18 protein-coding genes are annotated in these 20,127 nt (G+C 64.4%); 5 read left to right on the top strand and 13 right to left on the bottom strand.

Translation table 11 applies throughout. The features are described from left to right. Positions 1–10: 10 nt before the first annotated feature. From fusA to hppD, 6 genes are all read right to left on the bottom strand, one after another. Positions 11–2,113, bottom strand: a complete 2,103-nt coding sequence (gene fusA, locus ACQPXH_RS05365; protein WP_433601221.1) for an elongation factor G — start codon at positions 2,111–2,113, stop codon at positions 11–13. Positions 2,114–2,253: 140 nt separating this feature from the next. Further along, complete coding sequence (gene rpsG / locus ACQPXH_RS05360; RefSeq protein WP_014353063.1) at positions 2,254–2,724, bottom strand: 30S ribosomal protein S7; 471 nt, start codon at positions 2,722–2,724, stop codon at positions 2,254–2,256. A gap of 1 nt (position 2,725) precedes the next feature. Continuing rightward, complete coding sequence (rpsL, locus tag ACQPXH_RS05355; RefSeq protein ID WP_014353064.1) at positions 2,726–3,100, bottom strand: 30S ribosomal protein S12; 375 nt, start codon at positions 3,098–3,100, stop codon at positions 2,726–2,728. A gap of 370 nt (positions 3,101–3,470) precedes the next feature. Next, positions 3,471–4,028, bottom strand: coding sequence for a DUF3558 domain-containing protein (locus ACQPXH_RS05350; RefSeq protein WP_433601220.1), 558 nt, complete (start codon positions 4,026–4,028; stop codon positions 3,471–3,473). A gap of 11 nt (positions 4,029–4,039) precedes the next feature. Then, positions 4,040–5,068: a DUF3558 domain-containing protein gene (locus ACQPXH_RS05345; RefSeq protein ID WP_433601219.1), complete on the bottom strand. Its 1,029-nt coding sequence runs from the start codon at positions 5,066–5,068 to the stop codon at positions 4,040–4,042. Between the two features lie 125 nt (positions 5,069–5,193). Then, complete coding sequence (hppD, locus tag ACQPXH_RS05340; RefSeq protein WP_433601218.1) at positions 5,194–6,402, bottom strand: 4-hydroxyphenylpyruvate dioxygenase; 1,209 nt, start codon at positions 6,400–6,402, stop codon at positions 5,194–5,196. Between the two features lie 159 nt (positions 6,403–6,561). Between hppD and ACQPXH_RS05335 the strand changes: the two genes are divergently transcribed. Further along, entirely contained in the window at positions 6,562–7,086 is a 525-nt protein-coding gene (locus ACQPXH_RS05335; RefSeq protein ID WP_433603313.1) for an Lrp/AsnC family transcriptional regulator, read from the top strand. A 46-nt stretch (positions 7,087–7,132) separates the two neighbouring features. After that, entirely contained in the window at positions 7,133–8,296 is a 1,164-nt protein-coding gene (locus ACQPXH_RS05330; protein ID WP_433601217.1) for a low temperature requirement protein A, read from the top strand. A 12-nt stretch (positions 8,297–8,308) separates the two neighbouring features. On the opposite strand, the gene ACQPXH_RS05325 is transcribed toward ACQPXH_RS05330, so the two are convergent. After that, positions 8,309–9,421 (bottom strand): winged helix DNA-binding domain-containing protein, encoded by a 1,113-nt coding sequence (locus ACQPXH_RS05325; protein WP_433601216.1) that lies wholly within the window; start codon positions 9,419–9,421, stop codon positions 8,309–8,311. 81 nt (positions 9,422–9,502) lie between these two features. Next, positions 9,503–10,477, bottom strand: coding sequence for an NADPH:quinone oxidoreductase family protein (locus tag ACQPXH_RS05320; RefSeq protein WP_433601215.1), 975 nt, complete (start codon positions 10,475–10,477; stop codon positions 9,503–9,505). A 147-nt stretch (positions 10,478–10,624) separates the two neighbouring features. On the opposite strand from ACQPXH_RS05320, the gene ACQPXH_RS05315 reads away from it, so the two are divergent. Then, on the top strand, positions 10,625–10,948 hold the full coding sequence (locus ACQPXH_RS05315; protein WP_433601214.1) for a type VII secretion target: 324 nt from the start codon (positions 10,625–10,627) through the stop codon (positions 10,946–10,948). Next, positions 10,945–12,060, top strand: a complete 1,116-nt coding sequence (locus ACQPXH_RS05310; protein WP_433601213.1) for a transglycosylase SLT domain-containing protein — start codon at positions 10,945–10,947, stop codon at positions 12,058–12,060. The genes ACQPXH_RS05315 and ACQPXH_RS05310 overlap by 4 nt, the downstream gene beginning before the upstream one ends. A gap of 18 nt (positions 12,061–12,078) precedes the next feature. On the opposite strand, the gene ACQPXH_RS05305 is transcribed toward ACQPXH_RS05310, so the two are convergent. The 4 genes from ACQPXH_RS05305 to ACQPXH_RS05290 all read right to left on the bottom strand — a co-directional run bounded on the left by ACQPXH_RS05305 (position 12,079) and on the right by ACQPXH_RS05290 (position 17,348). After that, positions 12,079–13,269 carry a DUF7373 family lipoprotein gene (locus ACQPXH_RS05305; protein ID WP_433601212.1) on the bottom strand — a complete coding sequence of 397 codons (1,191 nt, stop codon included), beginning with the start codon at positions 13,267–13,269 and terminating at the stop codon, positions 12,079–12,081. Positions 13,270–13,292: 23 nt separating this feature from the next. Continuing rightward, positions 13,293–15,239 carry a serine/threonine-protein kinase gene (locus ACQPXH_RS05300; protein WP_433601211.1) on the bottom strand — a complete coding sequence of 649 codons (1,947 nt, stop codon included), beginning with the start codon at positions 15,237–15,239 and terminating at the stop codon, positions 13,293–13,295. Next, a complete protein-coding gene (locus tag ACQPXH_RS05295) occupies positions 15,239–17,092 on the bottom strand; it encodes a serine/threonine-protein kinase (protein ID WP_433601210.1) in 1,854 nt (617 codons plus the stop codon). The genes ACQPXH_RS05300 and ACQPXH_RS05295 overlap by 1 nt, the downstream gene beginning before the upstream one ends. A gap of 64 nt (positions 17,093–17,156) precedes the next feature. Further along, positions 17,157–17,348, bottom strand: coding sequence for a DNA-binding protein (locus tag ACQPXH_RS05290; protein ID WP_433601209.1), 192 nt, complete (start codon positions 17,346–17,348; stop codon positions 17,157–17,159). A 137-nt stretch (positions 17,349–17,485) separates the two neighbouring features. On the opposite strand from ACQPXH_RS05290, the gene ACQPXH_RS05285 reads away from it, so the two are divergent. Then, complete coding sequence (locus ACQPXH_RS05285) at positions 17,486–18,253, top strand: acyl-[acyl-carrier-protein] thioesterase (protein ID WP_433601208.1); 768 nt, start codon at positions 17,486–17,488, stop codon at positions 18,251–18,253. A 42-nt stretch (positions 18,254–18,295) separates the two neighbouring features. Here the strand turns inward: ACQPXH_RS05285 and ACQPXH_RS05280 are convergent, their stop codons facing one another. Then, positions 18,296–19,966 carry an FAD-dependent oxidoreductase gene (locus ACQPXH_RS05280; protein WP_433601207.1) on the bottom strand — a complete coding sequence of 557 codons (1,671 nt, stop codon included), beginning with the start codon at positions 19,964–19,966 and terminating at the stop codon, positions 18,296–18,298. Positions 19,967–20,127 lie beyond the last annotated feature (161 nt).

The raw sequence follows: 20,127 nt of genomic DNA, 5'->3' as shown, positions 1-20,127 counted from the left end.
CCCCATCGACTTATTCGCCGGTCGCCTTGGCGATGATCTCCTTCGACACGTTGGCCGGAACCTCCGCGTACGAATCGAACACCATGGAGTAGTTCGCCCGGCCCTGGGTCTTCGACCGCAGATCACCGATGTAACCGAACATCTCCGAGAGCGGAACCAGCGCCTTGACGACACGGGCACCACTGCGTTCCTCCATGGCCTGGATCTGGCCACGGCGGGAATTCAGGTCGCCGATCACATCGCCCATGTAATCCTCGGGCGTGATGACCTCGACCGCCATCAGCGGCTCGAGGATCACCGGACCGGCCTTACGGGCCGCTTCTTTCAGGGCCTGCGAGCCGGCGATCTTGAAGGCCATTTCCGAGGAGTCGACGTCGTGGTAAGCGCCGTCGAGCAGCGTGACCTTCAGGTTCACCAGCGGGTAGCCCGCGAGCACACCGTACTGCATGGCATCCTGCGCACCCGCGTCCACCGAAGGGATGTATTCGCGGGGCACGCGGCCACCGGTGACCTTGTTCTCGAACTCGTAGGTCGCGCCGTCCTCGCCGACGAACGGCTCCACGGCGATGATGACCTTCGCGAACTGGCCGGAGCCACCCGTCTGCTTCTTGTGGGTGAACTCGAGCTTCTCGACCGGCTTGGTGATCGTCTCGCGGTAGGCCACCTGCGGCTTGCCGACGTTCGCCTCGACCTTGAACTCGCGCCGCATGCGGTCCACGAGGATGTCGAGGTGCAACTCGCCCATGCCGCCGATGACGGTCTGGCCGGTCTCCTGGTCGAGCTTGACCGAGAAGGTCGGGTCCTCTTCGGAAAGACGCTGGATCGCGGTGCCCAGCTTCTCCTGGTCGGACTTGGTCTTGGGCTCGATCGAGACCTCGATGACCGGGTCCGGGAAGGTCATGGACTCGAGCACGATCTGGTTCTGCGGATCGCACAGGGTGTCACCGGTGGTGGTGTCCTTCAGGCCGATGACCGCGTAGATGTGGCCCGCGACGGCCTCGGTGACCGGGTTCTCCTTGTTGGAGTGCATCTGGAACAGCTTGCCCAGACGCTCCTTCTTGCCCTTGGTCGAGTTGATGACCTGGGCACCGGAGTCGACCTTGCCCGAGTACACCCGGACGTAGGTCAGTTTGCCGAAGAAGGGGTGCACGGCGATCTTGAACGCCAGCGCCGAGAACGGCTCGCTGGTGTTCGCGTCGCGGTGGATGATCTCCTCTTCCTTGCCCGGGACGTGGCCGTCGGTGCCACCGTCGTCCAGCGGGGTCGGCAGGTAGTCGATCACGGCGTCGAGCATGGGCTGCACGCCCTTGTTCTTGAACGCCGAACCGCACAGGATCGGGTACAGCTCGGAGTTGACCGTCATCTTGCGGATGGCGCCCTTGATCTCCTCGATCGAGAGCTCCTCGCCGCCGAAGAACTTCTCCAGCAGCGCCTCATCGGATTCGGCGACGGTCTCGAGCAGCTCCTGGCGGTACTGCTCGGCCTTCTCCTTCAGATCGGCCGGGATCTCTTCGATCTCGTACTTCTCGCCGAGCTTGGTCTCGCCCTTCCAGACCTTGGCGTGCATCTCGACCAGGTCGACGATGCCCTCGAAGGTGTCCTCGGCGCCGATCGGCAGCTGGACGACCAACGGCTTGGCGCCGAGACGGTCCTTGATGGTCTGCACGGTGAAGTAGAAGTCCGCACCGAGCTTGTCCATCTTGTTGACGAAGCAGATCCGAGGCACGCCGTACTTATCGGCCTGACGCCACACCTGCTCGGACTGCGGCTCGACGCCTTCCTTGCCGTCGAACACCGCAACGGCGCCGTCGAGCACGCGCAGCGACCGCTCCACCTCGACGGTGAAGTCGACGTGCCCGGGGGTGTCGATGATGTTGATCTGGTTGTCGTTCCAGAAGCATGTGGTGGCCGCGGAGGTGATGGTGATACCACGCTCCTGCTCCTGCTCCATCCAGTCCATGGTGGCGGCGCCATCGTGGACTTCACCGATCTTGTAGGTGATGCCGGTGTAGAAGAGGATGCGTTCAGTTGTGGTCGTCTTGCCCGCATCAATGTGGGCCATGATGCCGATGTTGCGGACCTTGTTCAGGTCGGTGAGCACGTCCTGTGCCACGGAAATCTTCCCCGCTCGTAGCTAGTTGGGATTTTCGGGGACGACCCTGTGGTCGTCTCTATGTCAACGCCGGAAGCGACAGGTAAGTGCCGCTTTCCGACTGTGCCTCCCGACCCGGAAAACGACGGGCCGGGCAGACGTCACCAGCGGTAGTGCGCGAAGGCCCGGTTGGACTCGGCCATCTTGTGGGTGTCCTCACGACGCTTCACCGAAGCGCCCAGGCCGTTGCTGGCGTCGAGCAGCTCGTTGGCGAGGCGCTCGACCATGGTCTTCTCCCGACGGGCGCGCGAGAAGTTCACCAGCCAGCGCAGCGCCAGGGTGTTGGCACGGCCGGGGCGAACCTCGACCGGCACCTGGTAGGTGGCACCACCGACGCGGCGGGGCTTCACCTCGAGGGACGGCTTGACGTTGTCGAGCGCGCGCTTGAGGGTGACGACCGGATCGGTGCCGGTCTTCTCGCGCGCCTGCTCCAGCGCGCCGTAGACGATGCGCTCTGCGGTGGACTTCTTGCCGTCCAGCAGGATCTTGTTGACCAGCTGAGTAACCAGCGGCGAACCGTAGACCGGGTCGTTGATCAGCGGACGCTTGGGTGCGGGGCCCTTGCGTGGCATATCAGCTCTTCTCCTTCTTGGCGCCGTAACGGCTGCGGGCCTGCTTGCGGTTCTTCACACCCTGGGTGTCGAGCGAGCCACGGATGATCTTGTAGCGGACACCCGGAAGGTCCTTCACACGACCGCCGCGAACGAGCACCATCGAGTGCTCCTGCAAGTTGTGGCCCTCACCCGGGATGTACGCCGTGACCTCGACCGCGCTGGTCAGGCGAACACGCGCGACCTTGCGCAGCGCGGAGTTCGGCTTCTTCGGGGTGGTGGTGTACACGCGGGTGCACACGCCACGGCGCTGCGGGCTCCCCTTGAGGGCCGCGGTCTTGGTCTTGGCGACCTTGTCACGACGACCCTTGCGGACCAGCTGGTTGATGGTTGGCATAGACCGGCTTTCCTTAATTAGTTAACGCGGTGTCTGGAACTTCATGTCTGTGTTCAATTAGCAGCGCTCTCGGGACCCTCCGTGGTCACGCAAGCTACCGCCTCCGGGTCCGTCGTTCACGCTGCGGTCATCGAGCTTTCACTCGCACGTCCGGCCGCGTTTCTCGCGTCCCGAGGTCGGGCGTGTCGCACGCAAGACATATCCCGAATTCCGGGCACGCCGGAAAGGTCAGCCGCTTTCGCTGGCTTACGTTTGCGCACGAACTTGCCCGCATGCTTCCGGGCACAGCGATCCACGATACTCGTGACCGCGACACAGGGTCAAAGTGGGGTCGGTCATCACGCCCTACGGGCAACTACCACCTGCCAGGCTACCGCGCCAGATTCAGCGTCAACTCGACCAATTTCTGCGCACCCGCGCACGGATCGGGATGGCCGCCGGGGTGGTAGTTGATCCACCAGCCGATGACGCCGGTGTCGGCAGCGCCCGCACTCACCCCGCACGAGTCGGGATCGTTCGGACGCGTCGTCTTCAGACCGCGCCGCCCCTGCACGGTGATGTTCTCGGTGTTGTAGCCGAGCTTGTCGTTATTGGACTTCTCGGTATTCAGCGAGCCTTCCTCGTACCAGTTGAGTGTCACCATGGCGTTTCCGCCGGGCGCACTGTCCACATCCCACATGCAGACGGCCCCGTAGAACGACGCTTCGGGGAAGGCACCGTCACCTACGGCCGCACCGATCTGATCCACCGCCACCGCATCGCATTCTCGCAGCAACTTGTCGAAATTCGTGTTGACCGTCGTGCTTCCGCTTTCCCCGACTGGGTGCGCCGTACCCTTGACCGTCTTCCCGCAACCCGCGGTGGATACGGCTATCGCGAGCACGGTGAGAGCGATGGCGGCGGCCCGAATGCCTGATCGTGAACTCATGCTGTCGTCCCTCATTGCAGCCGCTGCACGGTCAACTCAGCCAATTTACGCATTCGATCACACGGATTTCCAGATGCGGCGAAGAACCCGAACGACATAGACCATTCGAAGAAGTCGTCATCGAGTTGCACAGCGAGATCGCACACTTGACCGCTGGGCTCGAGTGCCTGGAATCCAGTGCGGCCACCGACTTCGATCTTCTCGGGGCCACGCCCCTGGGTGGTCACCCACGCTCGCTCGCGGTCGATGGGGCTCCCCCGATAAGAAGCGAAGGTGACGCTGGACGAACCTTGACCAGCCGATTGCCAATTACATCCGACCGAGTTCTTGAATGCCCGCGATATCTGCGGCAGTCCCGCGATGGCGCGGACCTCGTCATCGGTGACATGGCCACACTCGCCAGCAAACGGACCTAGCGACGCGACCTTCGGCGGGGGACGCAGCGACGGACCCGATGAATCGGAGTCGCCGCCCGAACCGCATGCCGACAACACCAACGCCAGGGAGGTGCCGATGACGATTGCCGACGGGATCCGCATGCCTTGAACTCTACCCACCAAGACCGACACGTCCGCCAGGCACGGGCTCCGACCTCGCCGGGGTGTCACCGCACGCCCGGACCCGCTACGCTGAAACTGCTTGACTACGTTGGTCATTGGGAGGGAACCATGTCGAAGAGGTTGACTGTTGCCGTCTTGATCGTCGCGGGGTTGTCGGGCGCCCTCGCCGGGACAGCTTCCGCCGGAGGGAACTTCCTCGGCCGCTACTACTGGCTGAACGACTGCCTCGATGCCGCGAACCAACAGCAACGGAATGGGAATCCACATGCCCATTGCGAGCCAACGGTGATCAATGGCGTAGAGGTTTACAACCTTTACGCAAATTAGCAGCTTGCACATCAAGACTTTGCGTGCATCTTGTTCGCGTTGCCATCCGGCGAAGACGGGCCGGTCGCAAAGCTGTCCGCTGTCGACGCCGAAGGCCATCGCTTCGACTGAAATCCACCGGGCCAGGGTTGGAGAAGATGCCGGGTTATCCAACTACAAGATCGCTTCTTCTGCCAGCAACTTTCTGACGGCAGGTACGCACTCCTGATGCCCGGAGAGCCCTGATCCGCTCGCTTCGCCAGGTACCACAGCCATAGCTCGGAACAGTGCCTCGAGCCCTACAGATTGCCGCGCGCCTGCTGTTCGCGCTCGATCGCCTGGAACAGAGCCTTGAAGTTGCCCTTGCCGAAACCGAGTGAGCCGTGGCGCTCGATGAGTTCGAAGAAGACGGTCGGGCGGTCGGTGAGCGGTTTGGTGAAGATCTGCAGCAGGTAGCCGTCTTCGTCACGGTCGACCAGGATGCCGCGGCGCTGCAGCTCACGCACCGGGACGCGAACGTGGCCGATGCGAGCGCGCAGTTCGGGATCGGAATAGTAGGTGTCCGGCGTTTCGAGGAATTCGACACCCTCGCGGCGCAATACGTCGACGCATTCGAGGATGTCGCTGGTGGCCAGCGCGATGTGCTGCACGCCTGGACCGCCGTAGAACTCCAGGTATTCGTCGATCTGGGAGCGCTTCTTGCCCATCGCGGGTTCGTTGAGCGGGAACTTCACCCGGTGATTGCCATTGGCCACCACCTTGCTCATCAGCGCCGAGTATTCGGTGGCGATATCGCCGCCGACGAATTCGGCCATATTCGTGAATCCCATGACGCGGCGGTAGAACTCGACCCACTCGTCCATCATGCCGAGCTCGACATTGCCGACGACATGGTCGATGGCCTGGAACAGCCTGGTCGGAGTGCCGACGCGCGGCTGATATCCGGAGCGGCGGGCGACATATCCGGGCAGATACGGCCCGTAGTATTCGGAGCGGTCGATCAGCGTATGCCTGGTCTCGCCGTAGGTGGCCAGGACGGCCGAGCGGACCGTGCCGAATTCGTCTGTGTCGTCATGTGGTTCGACCAGGACCGTCGCGCCGTGCGTCCGTGCCCATTCGATGCAGCGGTCCACATCCGGGACCTCCAGAGCGATGTCGACAATGCCGTCGCCGTGCCGATCGTGGTGCGCGACCAGCGGGCTGTCCGGGGCGACCGCGCCGGTGACGACGAATCTGGCCGCACCGCTGCGCAGCACATAGGCCTTGTGATCGCGGTTGCCGGTCTCCGGCCCCGAGTAGGCCTCCAGCCGCATGCCGAAGGCGGATTCCAGGAAGTGCGCGGTCTGGGTCGCGTTGCCGACCACCCAGACCAGCGCGTCCCAGCCGATGACCGGGAACGGATCGATGCTGTCGTCGTGATCGACCAGCCCGACCAGGCGGCGCAACTCACCGTCGGTGGGCAGCGGGCCGCTCGGTCGCTGGGCATTCCGCAGATGCTCGATGGTCATGATCCAAGGAAATCGCCGCCCCATCGGATAGGCAACATCACCGATTTCGGTTAGACACTATGGCGAAATCGGCTAGCAAGCCGCCCCTGATGCTGGACAATTTGAATAGCACCGCAAGTGACCCGCACCACGCCGGTCGCGCCCCGAACGGAGGCCGTCATGCCGCGCACGCCCGCGAAACTGGATGAACTCGATCTCGCCATCCTCACCGCGATGCACGAGTATCAGAAGGCGGGCATTCTCGAGCTGTCCCGGCGCACCCGGGTCGCCAGGGCCACCGTCCAGTCGCGCATCGCGCGGATGGAGGAGTCGGGCGTCATCTCCTCCTATGATCCGCAGATCGATGTCACCGCAGCGGGTTTCGATGTGCAGGCCTTCGTCACCTTGGAGATCGCACAAGGCGCGCTGGATGCGGTGGCGGCCGAACTCGACGCGATTCCCGGTGTGCTGGAGGCATATGCGACCACCGGCTCCGGCGATGTGCTGTGCCGGATCGGCGCGGATTCACATGCCGGGTTGCAGGCGGTGTTGTTGAGCATCGACCGGACGAGTTCGGTGGTGCGCTCGCACAGTGTGATCGTGCTGTCGACGGTGGTCGCGCACCGGACACTGCCGCTGTTGCGCACACTCACACCGACCGGAACGACGAAAGCGCCCGCCTACCGGGACAACCCGGAGCGCTGATTCCATCTAGGCTCGTACTTCCTGTGTCACCGAGTGCGAGATTTCGATGAGCGAGCCTGCCGAATCCACCACCGCAACACCCCATGCCCGCGCCACCTGGGCGGAACTGTTCTTCGATCTGGTCCTCGTCTTCGCGGTCACCCAGACCGCGCATGTGCTCGGCCACCACACCTCGATCGGCACGCTCGGCCACGCGCTGGCGCTGTTGGCACCGCTGTGGTGGGGGTGGGTGGGGGTCACCATCCTGGTGAATACCGTGGAGGAGAACAACGCTCAGCGCCTGGTGCTGTTCGGGTCCGGGCTGTGCATCTTCCTGATGGCGGTGGCCGCGCCCGCCGCGCTGGACCAACCACGCGGGGCCGCAATGGTTTTCGCGGGTGCGCATCTTTTGCTGCGGATCGTCTTATTCGTCGCCGTCACCCGGACGAACGGGTTCGCGACCACCATCAACCCCTTCAGCATCGGATTGGTCACCGGCATAGCGATTTTCGCGAGCGCGCCGCTGCCGGAGCATTCGCGCATCTGGGTCTGGACCGGGGCGCTCGTGGTGCAGCTGGGCGCGCCGCTGCTGTACAGCAGGGCGGTGCGCAACCGGACGATCGGGGTTTCCCATCTCGCCGAGCGGTTCGGCCTGTTCATCATCATCGCGCTGGGCGAATCCGTGGTGGATGCGGGTGCGCAGGCGTCCGCGACCGGCCTCGGTCCGGCGGTGGTGACCACGCTGGTGCTCGCCTTCATGGTCGGCCTCGGACTGTGGTGGATCTACTTCCATCGATCCGCGCGGCTGATCGAACATGCACTGTCCACCATGCCCTCACCCGGGCTGATCGTACGAGATGTGTTGAGCTACGGACATTTCGCGCTGGTGACCGGTCTGGTGGCGGTTGCCGTCGGACTCGGACATTCGGTCGCCGACCCCGGCCATACCGCGCACGGCGTGGCCGCAGCGCTGGCGCCGGGTGGCGCCGCGCTGTTCATGGTGGCACTGGTGGTCAATCGGTGGCGCATGCTCGGCAATGTGGCGACCACACGCGTTGTACCGGCCATCGCATTGATCGCCATCGCGCTGACCTCGTCGCTGCTGCCCGCCATCGTCGTGGTGGCGCTGACCGCGGCCGTGCTGGTAACCGCGAATATCGTCGAGCAACTGGTGGCCGCACCCGGTCGGCCACTGCCCGCGGTGCGCGTCGGACGCCTCCGTTCGCGATAACGCCGCCGGTTTTCAGGGACGCAGATCCCCGTTCACGTCGAGGATTTCGACACTCGGGCGCTTGTCGGCCTCCAGGAATGCGACCAGCGCATTGGCTTCGGCGTCCACCGCCGCGTAATCCGTGCTCGACCACTTCCGGGCCGGGGTGATGCGCAGGCGGGCGACACCCTTTTCCAGAAAGATCTTGTAGAAGCCCGCGAGAAAGCCGTCGACCAGGACCGGGGATACCGCGGTGGCGAATGCGCGCAGGGGCGGGGCCGTGCCGTCGGGGACGATCCTGGTTCGGTCCTGGTGCGAGAGGACCGCATTGTCGTACCAGCCGAGCAGGCGGACCGGTGCGGGCAGGTCGGGGTCTGCGAGTTCGCCCTCGGCGATGTCGTAGAGGGTGCGGCCGCGTTCGTCGGTGTAGGTGCGCAGGCGGTCGCCGAGTTGTTCGACGGCGGCCTTCATGCCGGTCAGCTTCGACCAGGTCTGCATATCCATGGTGCTGGCCGGACCGAAGGCACGCAGGTAACGAAAGACCAGCTCCGCCAATGGATAACCAGGTTCGAGCGGTGCCCCGAGCCAGGGTTCGACGCGGGACCAGACCGGCCTGCTGTTGTCTTTCCACCTGCCGCGCGGCGGAGTCTGCAATACGGGCAGTTGGTACAGCCAGGTCTGCAGTACCGCGCCGGCATCGCGATCCGGGTAGATCGCCGCGGCCTTGGCGCGCAGGTCCGCCGCCGACATCGGCTCGTCACCGAGCGCGGCCTCACCGTGCGCGCGCACCTCGTCCGGATCCAACCCGACCATCGCGCCGTAGTTGAAACCTTTTCGGAAGGGTACTTTTTCGAGCTCTGGCTGGATATGCGGTGCGATGCGCAACGCATCCGGCGGCGTGACCATATGAATCGTGCCGCGCATCAAGGTGATTCGCACCAGCGAGCGATCGTCCAGACCCGCCGAAACCGTCGCGGGATCGAAATCCACTATGCGGCTCCACAATCCGACGAACGGCGGCGGCGAATCCTGGGCCTGCAAACCCACCAGATGGTCACACATCTGCGGCACGGTCAACGCCGAACGCTCCAGCAGATGCTGGCGTGCCAGCAAAGTCCGATTCAGTACCCGATTGGATAGCTCCATGATCAGATCACCGTACCGGCGCGCACCGTTCACCGCGCCGGACATCGGGCAGTGAGAGAATTCGCGCGCGGCGGCTCATGGTCAGCGCAGGGTGACGACGACCTTGCCTGCGGCGGTGCGATTGTCGAGGGATGCCACCGCCTCGGCGGCGCGGTCCAGCGGGTAGAGCACCGGTTCAGGCGACGCGATCTTGCCCGCGGCGAGCAGGGGCTCGACCTCTTCCCACTGCTCGGTCAGGTAGCCCGGATGGGTCATCACCCATTCGCCCCAGGCCGCGCCGATCACCTCGACGTTCTTGAGCAGCAGTCGATTCACCTTGACCGTCGGGATCTCACCGGCGGTGAAGCCGACCACCAGCAGACGGCCCGCCGGAGCGAGGCTGCGGATGCTGTCGGTGAACCGGTCGCCGCCGACCGGATCGAGCACGATATCCACACCGCGACCACCGGTCAGCTCCTTGACGGCCGCGAGCCAGCCGTCGGTCAGCACCACATCGGTGGCGCCGTTGGCACGCGCGACCGCCGCCTTCTCCTCGGTGCTCACCACCGCGATGACCCGGCTCGCACCCAGCGCGACCGCCATCCGCAGCGTCGAGGTGCCGACGCCGCCCGCGGCGCCGTGCACCAGCACGGTCTCCCCCGCGGCCAACCTGCCGCGGTTGCGCAGGCAGAAGTGCACGGTCAGATCGTTGAACAGGATGCCGGCCCCGGCCTGCAGAGATACGTTGTCCGGCAACCGGAAAACCATCTGCGACGGCACCACGGCAACCTCGGCGAGGGCATTGCCGAGCAGCGTCAGCGCGACCACCCGATCCCCCGCCTTTATGTGCGCATCCTCCGGAGCCTCGCGCACGATCCCGGCAACCTCGCCACCGACGACGAACGGCAGCTCCGGCTTCATCTGGTACAGACCCCGCGTCATCAGCACATCGGGAAACGCCACCCCGGCCGCATGCACGTCGATGACCACACCCCCGGGATACGCCGTGGGCTCCGGAATCTCGACGACCTCGATCGCCTCCGGACCCTCCAGCTTGCTGACCTGGGCTGCGCGCATATGCCGACCTCTCTGTCCATTCGGCGACACTCACATCATCACCGATGCCCCGACCAACCTAATCACGGACCGTCACCGCCCTGTCCACACCACCCGTTTTTGCTATGCTGACCGCGACCTGAGGTGGGGACGAAGGGGGATTCTTTCGTGGTAGACCAGATGGACCCGGGCACGTTGCGGGTCGATGCGGGCGCGCTACAGAAATTCGCGGACAACCTGCGCACCGAGGCGGGCGATATCGGCAAGCTCAATGCCGGTGAAGGCTTCGCGGTGGCGGCTGCGGCATTGCCCGGTACCGACTTCGGATCCGTCATACCGGAAGTCACCGACACGGTGAATCGCTGCATGCAGCGCATCGGCGACCGGCTGACCACGCTTGCCGACAATACGAAGAACGCGGCGGGCAAGTACGAGTTGGCCGAGGACGAGTTCGCGAACAAGCTGAAGACGATCGGGCTGCAGCTGCCATGACACTCACCATCGACGATGTCAGCAACTGGCATCCGGAAAAGCTTGGTGACGCGGGCGAGCAAGCCGAGAAGGTCGCGGACGGCCTCGATGGCGTCGTCGGCCAGGGCGTTACCGATACCAAAGGGCTCGAGGACACCAAGGCTTGGTCCGGGGCCGCCGGCCAGGCCGCGAACACTCGGATGGAAACCGAGAAATCCCGAGCCAGCAAGGTGAGCACCGAATTGCACGCGCTCCAAACCGCGTTCAACGAGCAGGTACAGATTCTGCAGAGCGCAAAAGACACCGTGCTGCGCCTGCGCAACGACGCCATAAACCAGAATCCGCCCTTCGAGGTGTCCGCCGATGGAACCGTCAGCGCCGGTCCACGCATCGCTGAAATCCGCCGAGCCGAGGCGGACGGCCGGGGCAACTCGGAAACCGCGATCGTGTCCGAACAACTCGAAGCCGCACGTCGACAGTGGGAAATCGTCCTCGCATTGCAAGCTGCGGAGACAGCCGCGAACACCGCCCGCGACCGGATCCGTGCTGCTGTCGGGAAATTGCAGGCGGCCTTCAACGATCTCGGCGACCCGAATCTCGGTGTGTCGCAGACACAGAACACCAGCACGACACCGACCTCGACTACGCCCACCTCCAACACGAGCAAGCCCAGCTATGTGTCGAGCAACCACAACGGCAGCGGCTCCGGATCCCCCTCGAGCTCCCTGTATTCCGGCAGTGTCGGCTCGAGCGCACCGACCGGGGCGAAGCCGAGCGGCGACGTGGCCAAGTGGATCGAGGACGCGAAGAAGGCGCTCATCGCGATGGGTTACGACCCGAAAGATATCGATGAGAACGCGATCGCATTGATCATCCAGCACGAGTCGGCCGGCGACCCGTACGCCGAAAACCGCTGGGACAGTAACTGGGTGGCCGGGCATCCTTCCAAAGGACTCATGCAGACCATCGACAGCACTTTCAATGCCTACAAAGCGCCCGGCCACGACGATATCTGGAATCCGGTCGACAACATCATCGCCGGGGTTCGGTATTCGATCGACACATACGGATCACTCGGCAGTGTGCCAGGTGTCGCGGCGGTCAATTCCGGTGGCGCATACCGCGGTTACTGACCTCGAGTGAACAAAGCGTCATCGACTGTTGGCGAACAATGCGTACTCTGCCGCTGCCCTCTGCTGGGTTTCCCACAATCGACGGCCCAGGAGCAATGCGGCGTAGCGCCGGTAGGCGACGAAACATCGGAACTGCGCGTCGGAGATTTGCGCCGAATAGTCCTGGACACAGAACGTATTCGGAACATCCTCCGGTGGATCGACTGCCCGGCGATCAACCGCCGCACCCAATTCCACCGACTCAGCGACGAATTCGGTTGCGGCCGCGTCGTCTCGGGTTCGGAATACCAGGACGCTCGGCGTCATCGCGACCCGATCCACACCGGCGCGCTGCAACACCGGGAATCGTCCGCCCTGATCGAGGATGTAGTTCAGATAACCACGCGCGGTGTAGACGACCTCGCCTTGACCATCGGGCTCCGGAACGACTCCACCAGCATGCAGGGCACGAATGAGGATGCTGTCCGGATCCTGCCGGAGGGCATTGAATTTGCCGATCGGAGTCGGTACGAATTTGTCCAGTTCCGGAAGTTCGGCGTCGAGGTATTTCTGCGTCATCTCGGTCAACCGAGTGAGATCCGTTGTCCGGGCGTCGGCAAGGACGCTCACCACGTAGACCCCGTGCGCGGTCGTACTGCCGAGCGTAGGAACCGACGGTCGCCAGTGCGCGCTGGATGTCGGATATTTGGGCAGCGTGACCGTAACATTCTCGGGATTGAGCCCGAAATCCACGGTATCGAGTTCCTTGGCCGCGGCCCGCGCGGCCGTCGCATCCGGAAACCGTAGCACCGTTATCACCAGGCCCTCCCGCTCGTGACTACCATGCGTGGCTTTGGTCAGCGGGCGGGAGTCGTCGGCAGATCCAGTCGAGAACCCCACGACGAAGTCGTATTTCTGCAGTACCGGTACGACGGCATCGGCCAAGTAGAAGGTCACCGACTTCGCCTCGGTGTGTGCGAACGCCGCGGCACCACCGGTGTACTTACCATCCACCTCATGCGGGCTCAGCACCGCATCCGACATCCGGGCGGCCTCGAGGCGCCGGTATCCGAGGTCGCTCAGACGCGACGATAGTTTGGGGGGCGACGTCGGCGATGTGCCGACATCGAGTGTGCGCACATCGATTTCGGCGGCGACACTCGTGCCATGCACGGTCGCACCGCATCCGGATACGACGACAACGGCGGCAAGCACGACGACCGTGCGCATCACTGAAAACATCCGGCCGCGCATCATCGGCTCGCCTTGGGCAGATTGTCCAGAATGTTCTGCATGATCTGCTGCGCGCCGAGGCACCGCATCTCAGGGTGTTCACCGACCGAGGAACTCTCGACCGAAACCGTCACCACCTCGGCGGGACGCCCATCGGTGGCAGGGCGGTATATCCCGTGCCGAGTGCATGAGGTCGACTTCATCTCGGCCTCGTCGGCATCGACCACATTCCCGCCACCGAAATCGAAATGAATCGGCTTCTGCTCGTTGGGCGGAGTGTGCGTCCAGAGGTACACGGTGACAGTGTTAGCGGACATCCACTTACAGGTATGCAGCAAGTCCGGGGTCCCATGAACGAGTTCGCCGATCGATAGTTTCAACGTGATGGTGTCGACCACCGCACAGGGGTCATGGCGTGCCAGCGAACCACGAAAGTTCTGCAGCTGCGGCACTCCGACAATGAGATTACGAGCCAACTGTGCCGCGGCTTCGTCCGAGATTCGGCAAAGTTCGTCGGCCGATGCCTGGTGCGCGGCCGCCACCCGAACGACGATTCCGAACTGCGGGTCGGCGGCAGCGGGCAACAGCGCACGATCACACTGATCGACCGCCGCCGCAGGGTTTTCGAGCACCGGAACTCCGCTGACTTTCCTGCCGCGGTCTCGAAATCCGTCGATCCGCTCAACGGCTACGGTGAACGAAAACCCACCCACGGTCGCATTGCAGGATCCCCACTCGCCGAAGGCCGGTTTCCGCTCCCACTCCCCCAAGGACTCGACCAACGGATCGTTCATGGCCGCGCACACGTCGATCGACCGCAGCTTGGTCATGTTGAACCCGGCGAGCGGGTTCGGTCTATCGGTGTCCATCCCACCGCCGCTGAGCGCGACCGCGCCGGCCACGGCCGCGCCGAGCACAACCACCACTCCCGTGAGCGCGCCGATCAAGAACCGCTTGCGTTTGCGTCGATCCGATTGGTCCTGCGCCCGTGCCTCGAGCTGCCGGAGTTTCTCATCGAAGCTCGGACCGGCCCCAGGGGTGGTGGTGTCGTCGGCGCCGACGATCTGCGTCGCTTCCGGATCGGTAAGCAGCGCGGACAGTTCCGCACCCTGTGCGCGGATCGCCTCCTGGACCGCAACGGACCATGGGTGGGCCTGGCGCGGAAGAGGTCCCAGGAAGTCGAGGATTTCGGTGGTAGTGGGACGGGTTTTCGGATCCTTGCGCAGACACGGCTCGACGAGGTGGCGCACCTCCGACGGAAGGCCGCCGAGGTCAGGCTGGGTGTGCACGATGTTGTAGAGCGTGTGCGGCAGGGAAGATCCGGCGAAGGGACTTTTGCCGCCCGCCGCCATGGCGAGTACGGCACCGAGCGAGAAGATGTCACTGGCGGGCGACAGCGGCTCGGATTGTGCCTGTTCGGGCGACATGAAGGCAGGTGAGCCGATGATCGAGCCGGTGTGGGTCAGTTCGGAGCGACCTTCGACGGCGCGAGCGATACCGAAGTCGATTACGCGCGGACCATCGTCGGCAAGGATAACGTTGGCCGGCTTGAGATCTCGATGGATCAACCCGACGCCGTGAATCGCATGCAAAGCGGAGGCGAGGCCGACCGCCAAGGTCCGTACTTGCTCGTACGGCAGCGGCCCGTGGTCGTGCACCGCCTTGTCCAAGGGTACACCTGGCACGAAAGCCGAAGCAAGCCAAGGTGTTTCGCATTCTACATCGAAGTCGATCACGGCCGCGGTGAAAGCGCCCGATACGCGCGCGGAGGTTTGCACCTCGCGTCGGAACCGCGGCAGGAAGTCCTCTTCGCTGATCAGGTGCGCGTGCACCTGTTTGATCGCGACCAGGCGGCCATCGGGTCCGACGCCGAGTAGCACTCGTCCCATGCCACCGGCACCGAGCTGAGCCAGTAGTCGGTATCTGCCGATGCGGGCGGGGTCACCGGGCTGAAGCTGCGTCACCATCAGGACTTCCTCAATCTGTCGACAACTCCACGGAGTATCGATTCCGTTGCGGCACAGGCTGACTCGACGGCCGTCCGATCCGCGGGTACGACCATCACGGTGATCAGTTCCCCTCGATCTTCGATGGTCGGGCGGACCAAGTGAACCGTTGTGCAGACGCCGCTGCTCGTGGTGATGCGCGTCGAGGAGAGACCGCCCAGCTTGCCCCCGTCCACCACAAGATTGGTGTACCTCGAAATGCTGTCGACCCGTATCTCTTCATCCGTCCGGACAGTGATCAGACCGAATTGGGAGCCCTTCCAGGTACACGTGTGTACATTTTCCAGCGAAGACTCGCCTGTCGACCCCATCGTTGATTCGATGACCGTTGGATCGACCGATGTACAGGGATCCAGCGGCACAACCGATTGCTTCGGCGGACTGACGCGCGGCGGATCGATCACCAATCGCGTGGTAACGGCTTTCAGCGCCTGCGTCGCCAACCCACAGACATCCCCTTCGGCCAGGCTGATCTTCAGCTCGACACCGACGAATGGTTTGGCGCGCAGCGCGATCCCGCGGGCGCACGACTGCGTTTCAGTTGTTGTATCGAGGACCGATTTGCCTGCGACCGAGTGCCCGGTTTCGTTGCGCGATCCCGCGAGTACGGTCCCAACGCTAACCGTCATCTCGGGCTTCTTGCCGTCAGCCGTCGCGAATTGCGTACTACAAACCGAGGAATTCGTCAGCTTGGATTTGATCGGTTGACCGAGCGTACCGACTACATCGGCGCCTAGCAGTTTGCACGAATCCACCAGCCGCAGTTGATCATCGGATAAATCGAGAGTCTTGTTCGTCAGCGGATCCGGCGGGGTTTCAGTGTGCGTGAGCAACACCGCTGTGGTCCCACCCGCCACCAGCAGGATCACTGCGGCCGCGATGATCGCCCATCGAGCCGGACGCCGCTTTTCGGGATCGGGAGTCCGCCCGTCCAGTGTCACCCACCGTTCGGCGTCGGCTCGCGCCTGCGCGATCTGCTGCCGCACCCCGCCCGGCCAGCTGGCCTGAGCGGTCACAGCGTCGACCGATTCGAGCAGCTGAGCGGGCGTAGGGCGATAGGCGGGGCGCTTATCGAGGCACGCATCCAGCACCGGACGCAGTTTCGTCGGCACCCGGCTCGTGTCGGCCCGGTTGTGCACCACGTTGTACAGAGTCTGCGGCGTCGATGCCCCGAGAAACGGACTCTGTCCGGTCGCGGCGAGCAACAGCAAGGCACCCACGGAGAACACGTCGCTGGCAGCGGTGAGCTGACGCCCTTCGGCCTGCTCAGGCGACATGAAGGCGGGGGACCCGATGAGCGATCCGGTGCTGGTGAGCTGAATGTCGCCTTCCAGTGCCCAGGCGATACCGAAGTCGATGACCCGCGGACCGTCCTCGGCGAGCACCACATTGGTCGGTTTGAGGTCGCGGTGCACCATGCCCGCGCGGTGGATCTCCATTAGTGCTGAGGCCAGACCCGCTGTGAGCAAACGGAGTCCGCCCAATGGCATCGGGCCGAATTGGTCGACGGCGGCGCGTAGCGATGGGCCCGGGACGAACACCGAGGCCAGCCATGGCTCGGCGGCGTCGGGATCGGCATCCATGACCGCGGCTGTATATGCGCCGGTGACGCGCTGTGATGCCTGGACCTCGAGGCGGAAGCGGGCGCGGAATTCTGGGTTCTGCGCCAGGTGACGGTGAATCATTTTGACCGCGACGAGGCGTCCGTCCGGCGATCGACCGAGTAGCACCCGCCCCATCGCCCCCTGCCCGATTACGGCGATCAAGCGGTGGCGACCCGCCATGCGCGGATCATGCGGTCCCAGCGGTTTCAACCCCCGACCCTCCCCTCGGTCCTCCCAGGCATAGTACCGAGGTGATCACCGCGCGGTGGAGCGCTCAGGCGAAGCTCTGGCCGCGGTCGGCGAGGGCGGCGCGGAGTTTCGCGATGGCGGTGGGACCGACGCCGTGCAGTGCGGCGAGATCACGTTCGGTCCATGCGGTCAGGTCGGCCAGGCGATGGATTCCGGCGGCGGCCAGGGCACGTTCGGCCGGTTTGCCGAGTTCGACGGGAAGGGCGGAGTCGGGCATGGCCCCATACTGCCCCGCAGGACCGACAACTTTGAGTAGAGGCGGCTCGACGCGAGTGTGTGGCGTACGCCCCGTAAAGTCGTCTCAGAACAGCAGCGTAAGAGAACGCGGCACACCGTGCAGCGCGAGGAGCACCAGTGTCACTCGATCAGCCACTCGCCCCGCTTCCCCAGGAGGGCATGGGGTTTGCTTCGGCGTGGCCCATCCGGGCAGGCGATGTCGATCCGTACAACCGCTTGCGGTTCGACGCCGTCGCACGTTATCTGCAGGATATCGCCTGGGAACAACTGCAACAGACGAATCTGCATACGACCGATCCGAGCTGGATCGTGCGTCGCACGGTCATCGACGTCATCCGGCCGATCCTGTGGCCCGACCAGGTGCGGCTGCTGCGGTGGTGTTCGAGCATGTCCACCCGGTGGACGAATATGCGGGTGCGCATCACCAGCGCGAACGGCGGATTGATCGAGACCGAGGGCTTCTGGATCAATATCAGCGAGTCCAACAATATGCCCGCCAGGATCAGCGACGAGGGCCTGTCCTACCTGGCGCAGACCACCAATGAGCACCGCCTGCGCTGGCGGCCCTATCTCACCGAAGCCACCCCGCCGGAATCGGATACCGATATGCCGTTCCCGGTGCGCGCCACCGATATCGACCAGTACAACCACGTCAACAATGCCTGTTACTGGCAGGCGGTGGAACAGTTCCTGGTCGAATACCCCAAGCTGGTCGCGGGGCCGCACCGCGCGGTGATCGAGTATGTCGCGCCGGTGCTGGCTCGTCAGCATGTCACCGTGCGCAGCCGCTACGAACCGGGCGACCGCTCCGGACGGCCGGTGCTGCGGTTGTGGTTCGTGGTCGGCGGGACCACCACGACCGTCGTGCGCATCATGCCGCTGTAAAGAAAACCGGCTCCGTTCGCTGGGAACGGAGCCGGTCACTGTTCAGCCGCGCGCGGCCTTGAGCAGATCCTCACGGGTAGTGAGCTTGACCCGCGGCCGGCCTGACGCCTTACCCGCGGACTTCTCGGCCGTATCGATCGCCTTCCAGCCCTCACGGTCGACCAGATCGGCCTGCCGCTGTCCGATCAGCGCCTTCAGCGCGGCCCGATCGGCCTGTGGCACACCGAGTTTGCCCGCGATGAAGTCGGCGAGCAGGTGCTCGACGGTCTCCTCGGAGTCGATGCGGTTGGAGCCGATGACACCGCGCGGACCACGCTTGATCCAGCCGCTCACGTACACACCGGGCACCGGAAGACCGTCCTCGCCGATGACGCGGCCGTGCTCGTTGGGAACGACCGCGCGGCGCTCGTCGAACGGCAGATCCTTGATCGCTTCGCCCTTGTAGCCGATGGAACGCAAAACCAGTCCGGCGTCCAGGGCTTCGCTGCGATCGGTCGTGCGCGCCACCAATTGGCCGTTCTCGCTGACCAATTCGTTGTGCGCGAACTCCACCGACTCGACGTGATCGGCACCGTGCAATGCCGTCGGCGAGACCAGGTAGCGGAAGACGATCCGCTTATTGGCCGGATCGCGCCGCCCCGCCGCGTATTCCTTGGCGAGGGTGTACTTCAGCTCCAGCGACGGCTCGACCTCCGGATCGTCCACCAGCGCCTGACTGCCCGGGTCGAGCGTCAGGTCGGCCTCCTCGACGATGACATCGACGCCCTTCATATGCGTCAGCGCCAGGAACTCCGGCGAGGTGTAGGCCGCCTGCAGCGGACCGCGCCGACCGAGCACGACGACCTCGCGGATATTGCTGCCGCGCAGCACATCCAGGGCGTGATCGGCGATATCGGTCGCGGCGAGTTCGTCCGGGTCCACCGTCAGCACGCGGGCGACATCGAGGGCGACATTGCCGTTGCCGACGATCACCGCGCGCTCACCGGACAGGTCGAACTTGCGATCCGCGTAGTCCGGATGACCGTTGTACCAGGCGACGAATTCGGTCGCGGAATGGCTGCCCGGCAGATCCTCGCCCGGCACGCCCAAACGACGGTCGGAGGATGCGCCGACGGCGTAGATGACCGCGTGGTGGTGAGCGAGCAGTTCCTCGTGGCTGATGTGCGTGCCGACCTCCACATTGAGGTAGTACTGCAGCGTCTCGCGCCGGAATGCCGACTCGAACAGCCCGGAGACCGTCTTGGTGCCCGGGTGGTCGGGGGCGACGCCCGCGCGCACCAGCCCCCACGGAGTCGGCAGCCGATCGAATATCTCGACCTCGACATCGCAGAGGCGCAGCAGCTCGTCGGCCGCGTAACAGGCCGCGGGTCCCGCGCCCACGATCGCGACGCGCAGCGTGCCGAGATCCTTGGGCGGACGCGCGGGCGTGACGATCGGATCGAAGTTCGATTCGAGTGGATGCCGCTGGAAGTAGGCGGCGTTGATGTCACGGAACCTGGCGAGCGACGCGGTCAGATCATCCTCGGAGAAGATGGCCTCCACCGGGCACGCGTCGACGCAGGCACCGCAGTCGATACAGGTGTCGGGGTCGATGTAGAGCATCTCGGTCGTCGCGAATTCCGGCTGGTCCGGGGTGGGACGGATGCAATCGACCGGGCACTCAGTGACGCAGCTTGCGTCGTTGCAACAACGCTGCGTGATTACGTAGGCCATTTGTGCAGTTCCTCGAAAATGTACCTGGGCTAATAGCTACCCAAGGGGGTCGGGAGTGGTCGGGAGCGTCATCGTCACGGTGCCGGCGGGGGTGCCCCATGAGGCGCCGTGATTGTGATGCCGCTTTCAGTTTGCCTCGAGTGTGTTCGAGACCTCTCCTC

Source organism: Nocardia sp. CA-135953, from assembly GCF_050955735.1.
Classification (GTDB): Bacteria; Actinomycetota; Actinomycetes; order Mycobacteriales; family Mycobacteriaceae; genus Nocardia.
The sequence above is the reverse complement of the archived record's forward strand: the minus strand, read 5'-3'. Positions and strand labels throughout refer to the sequence as shown.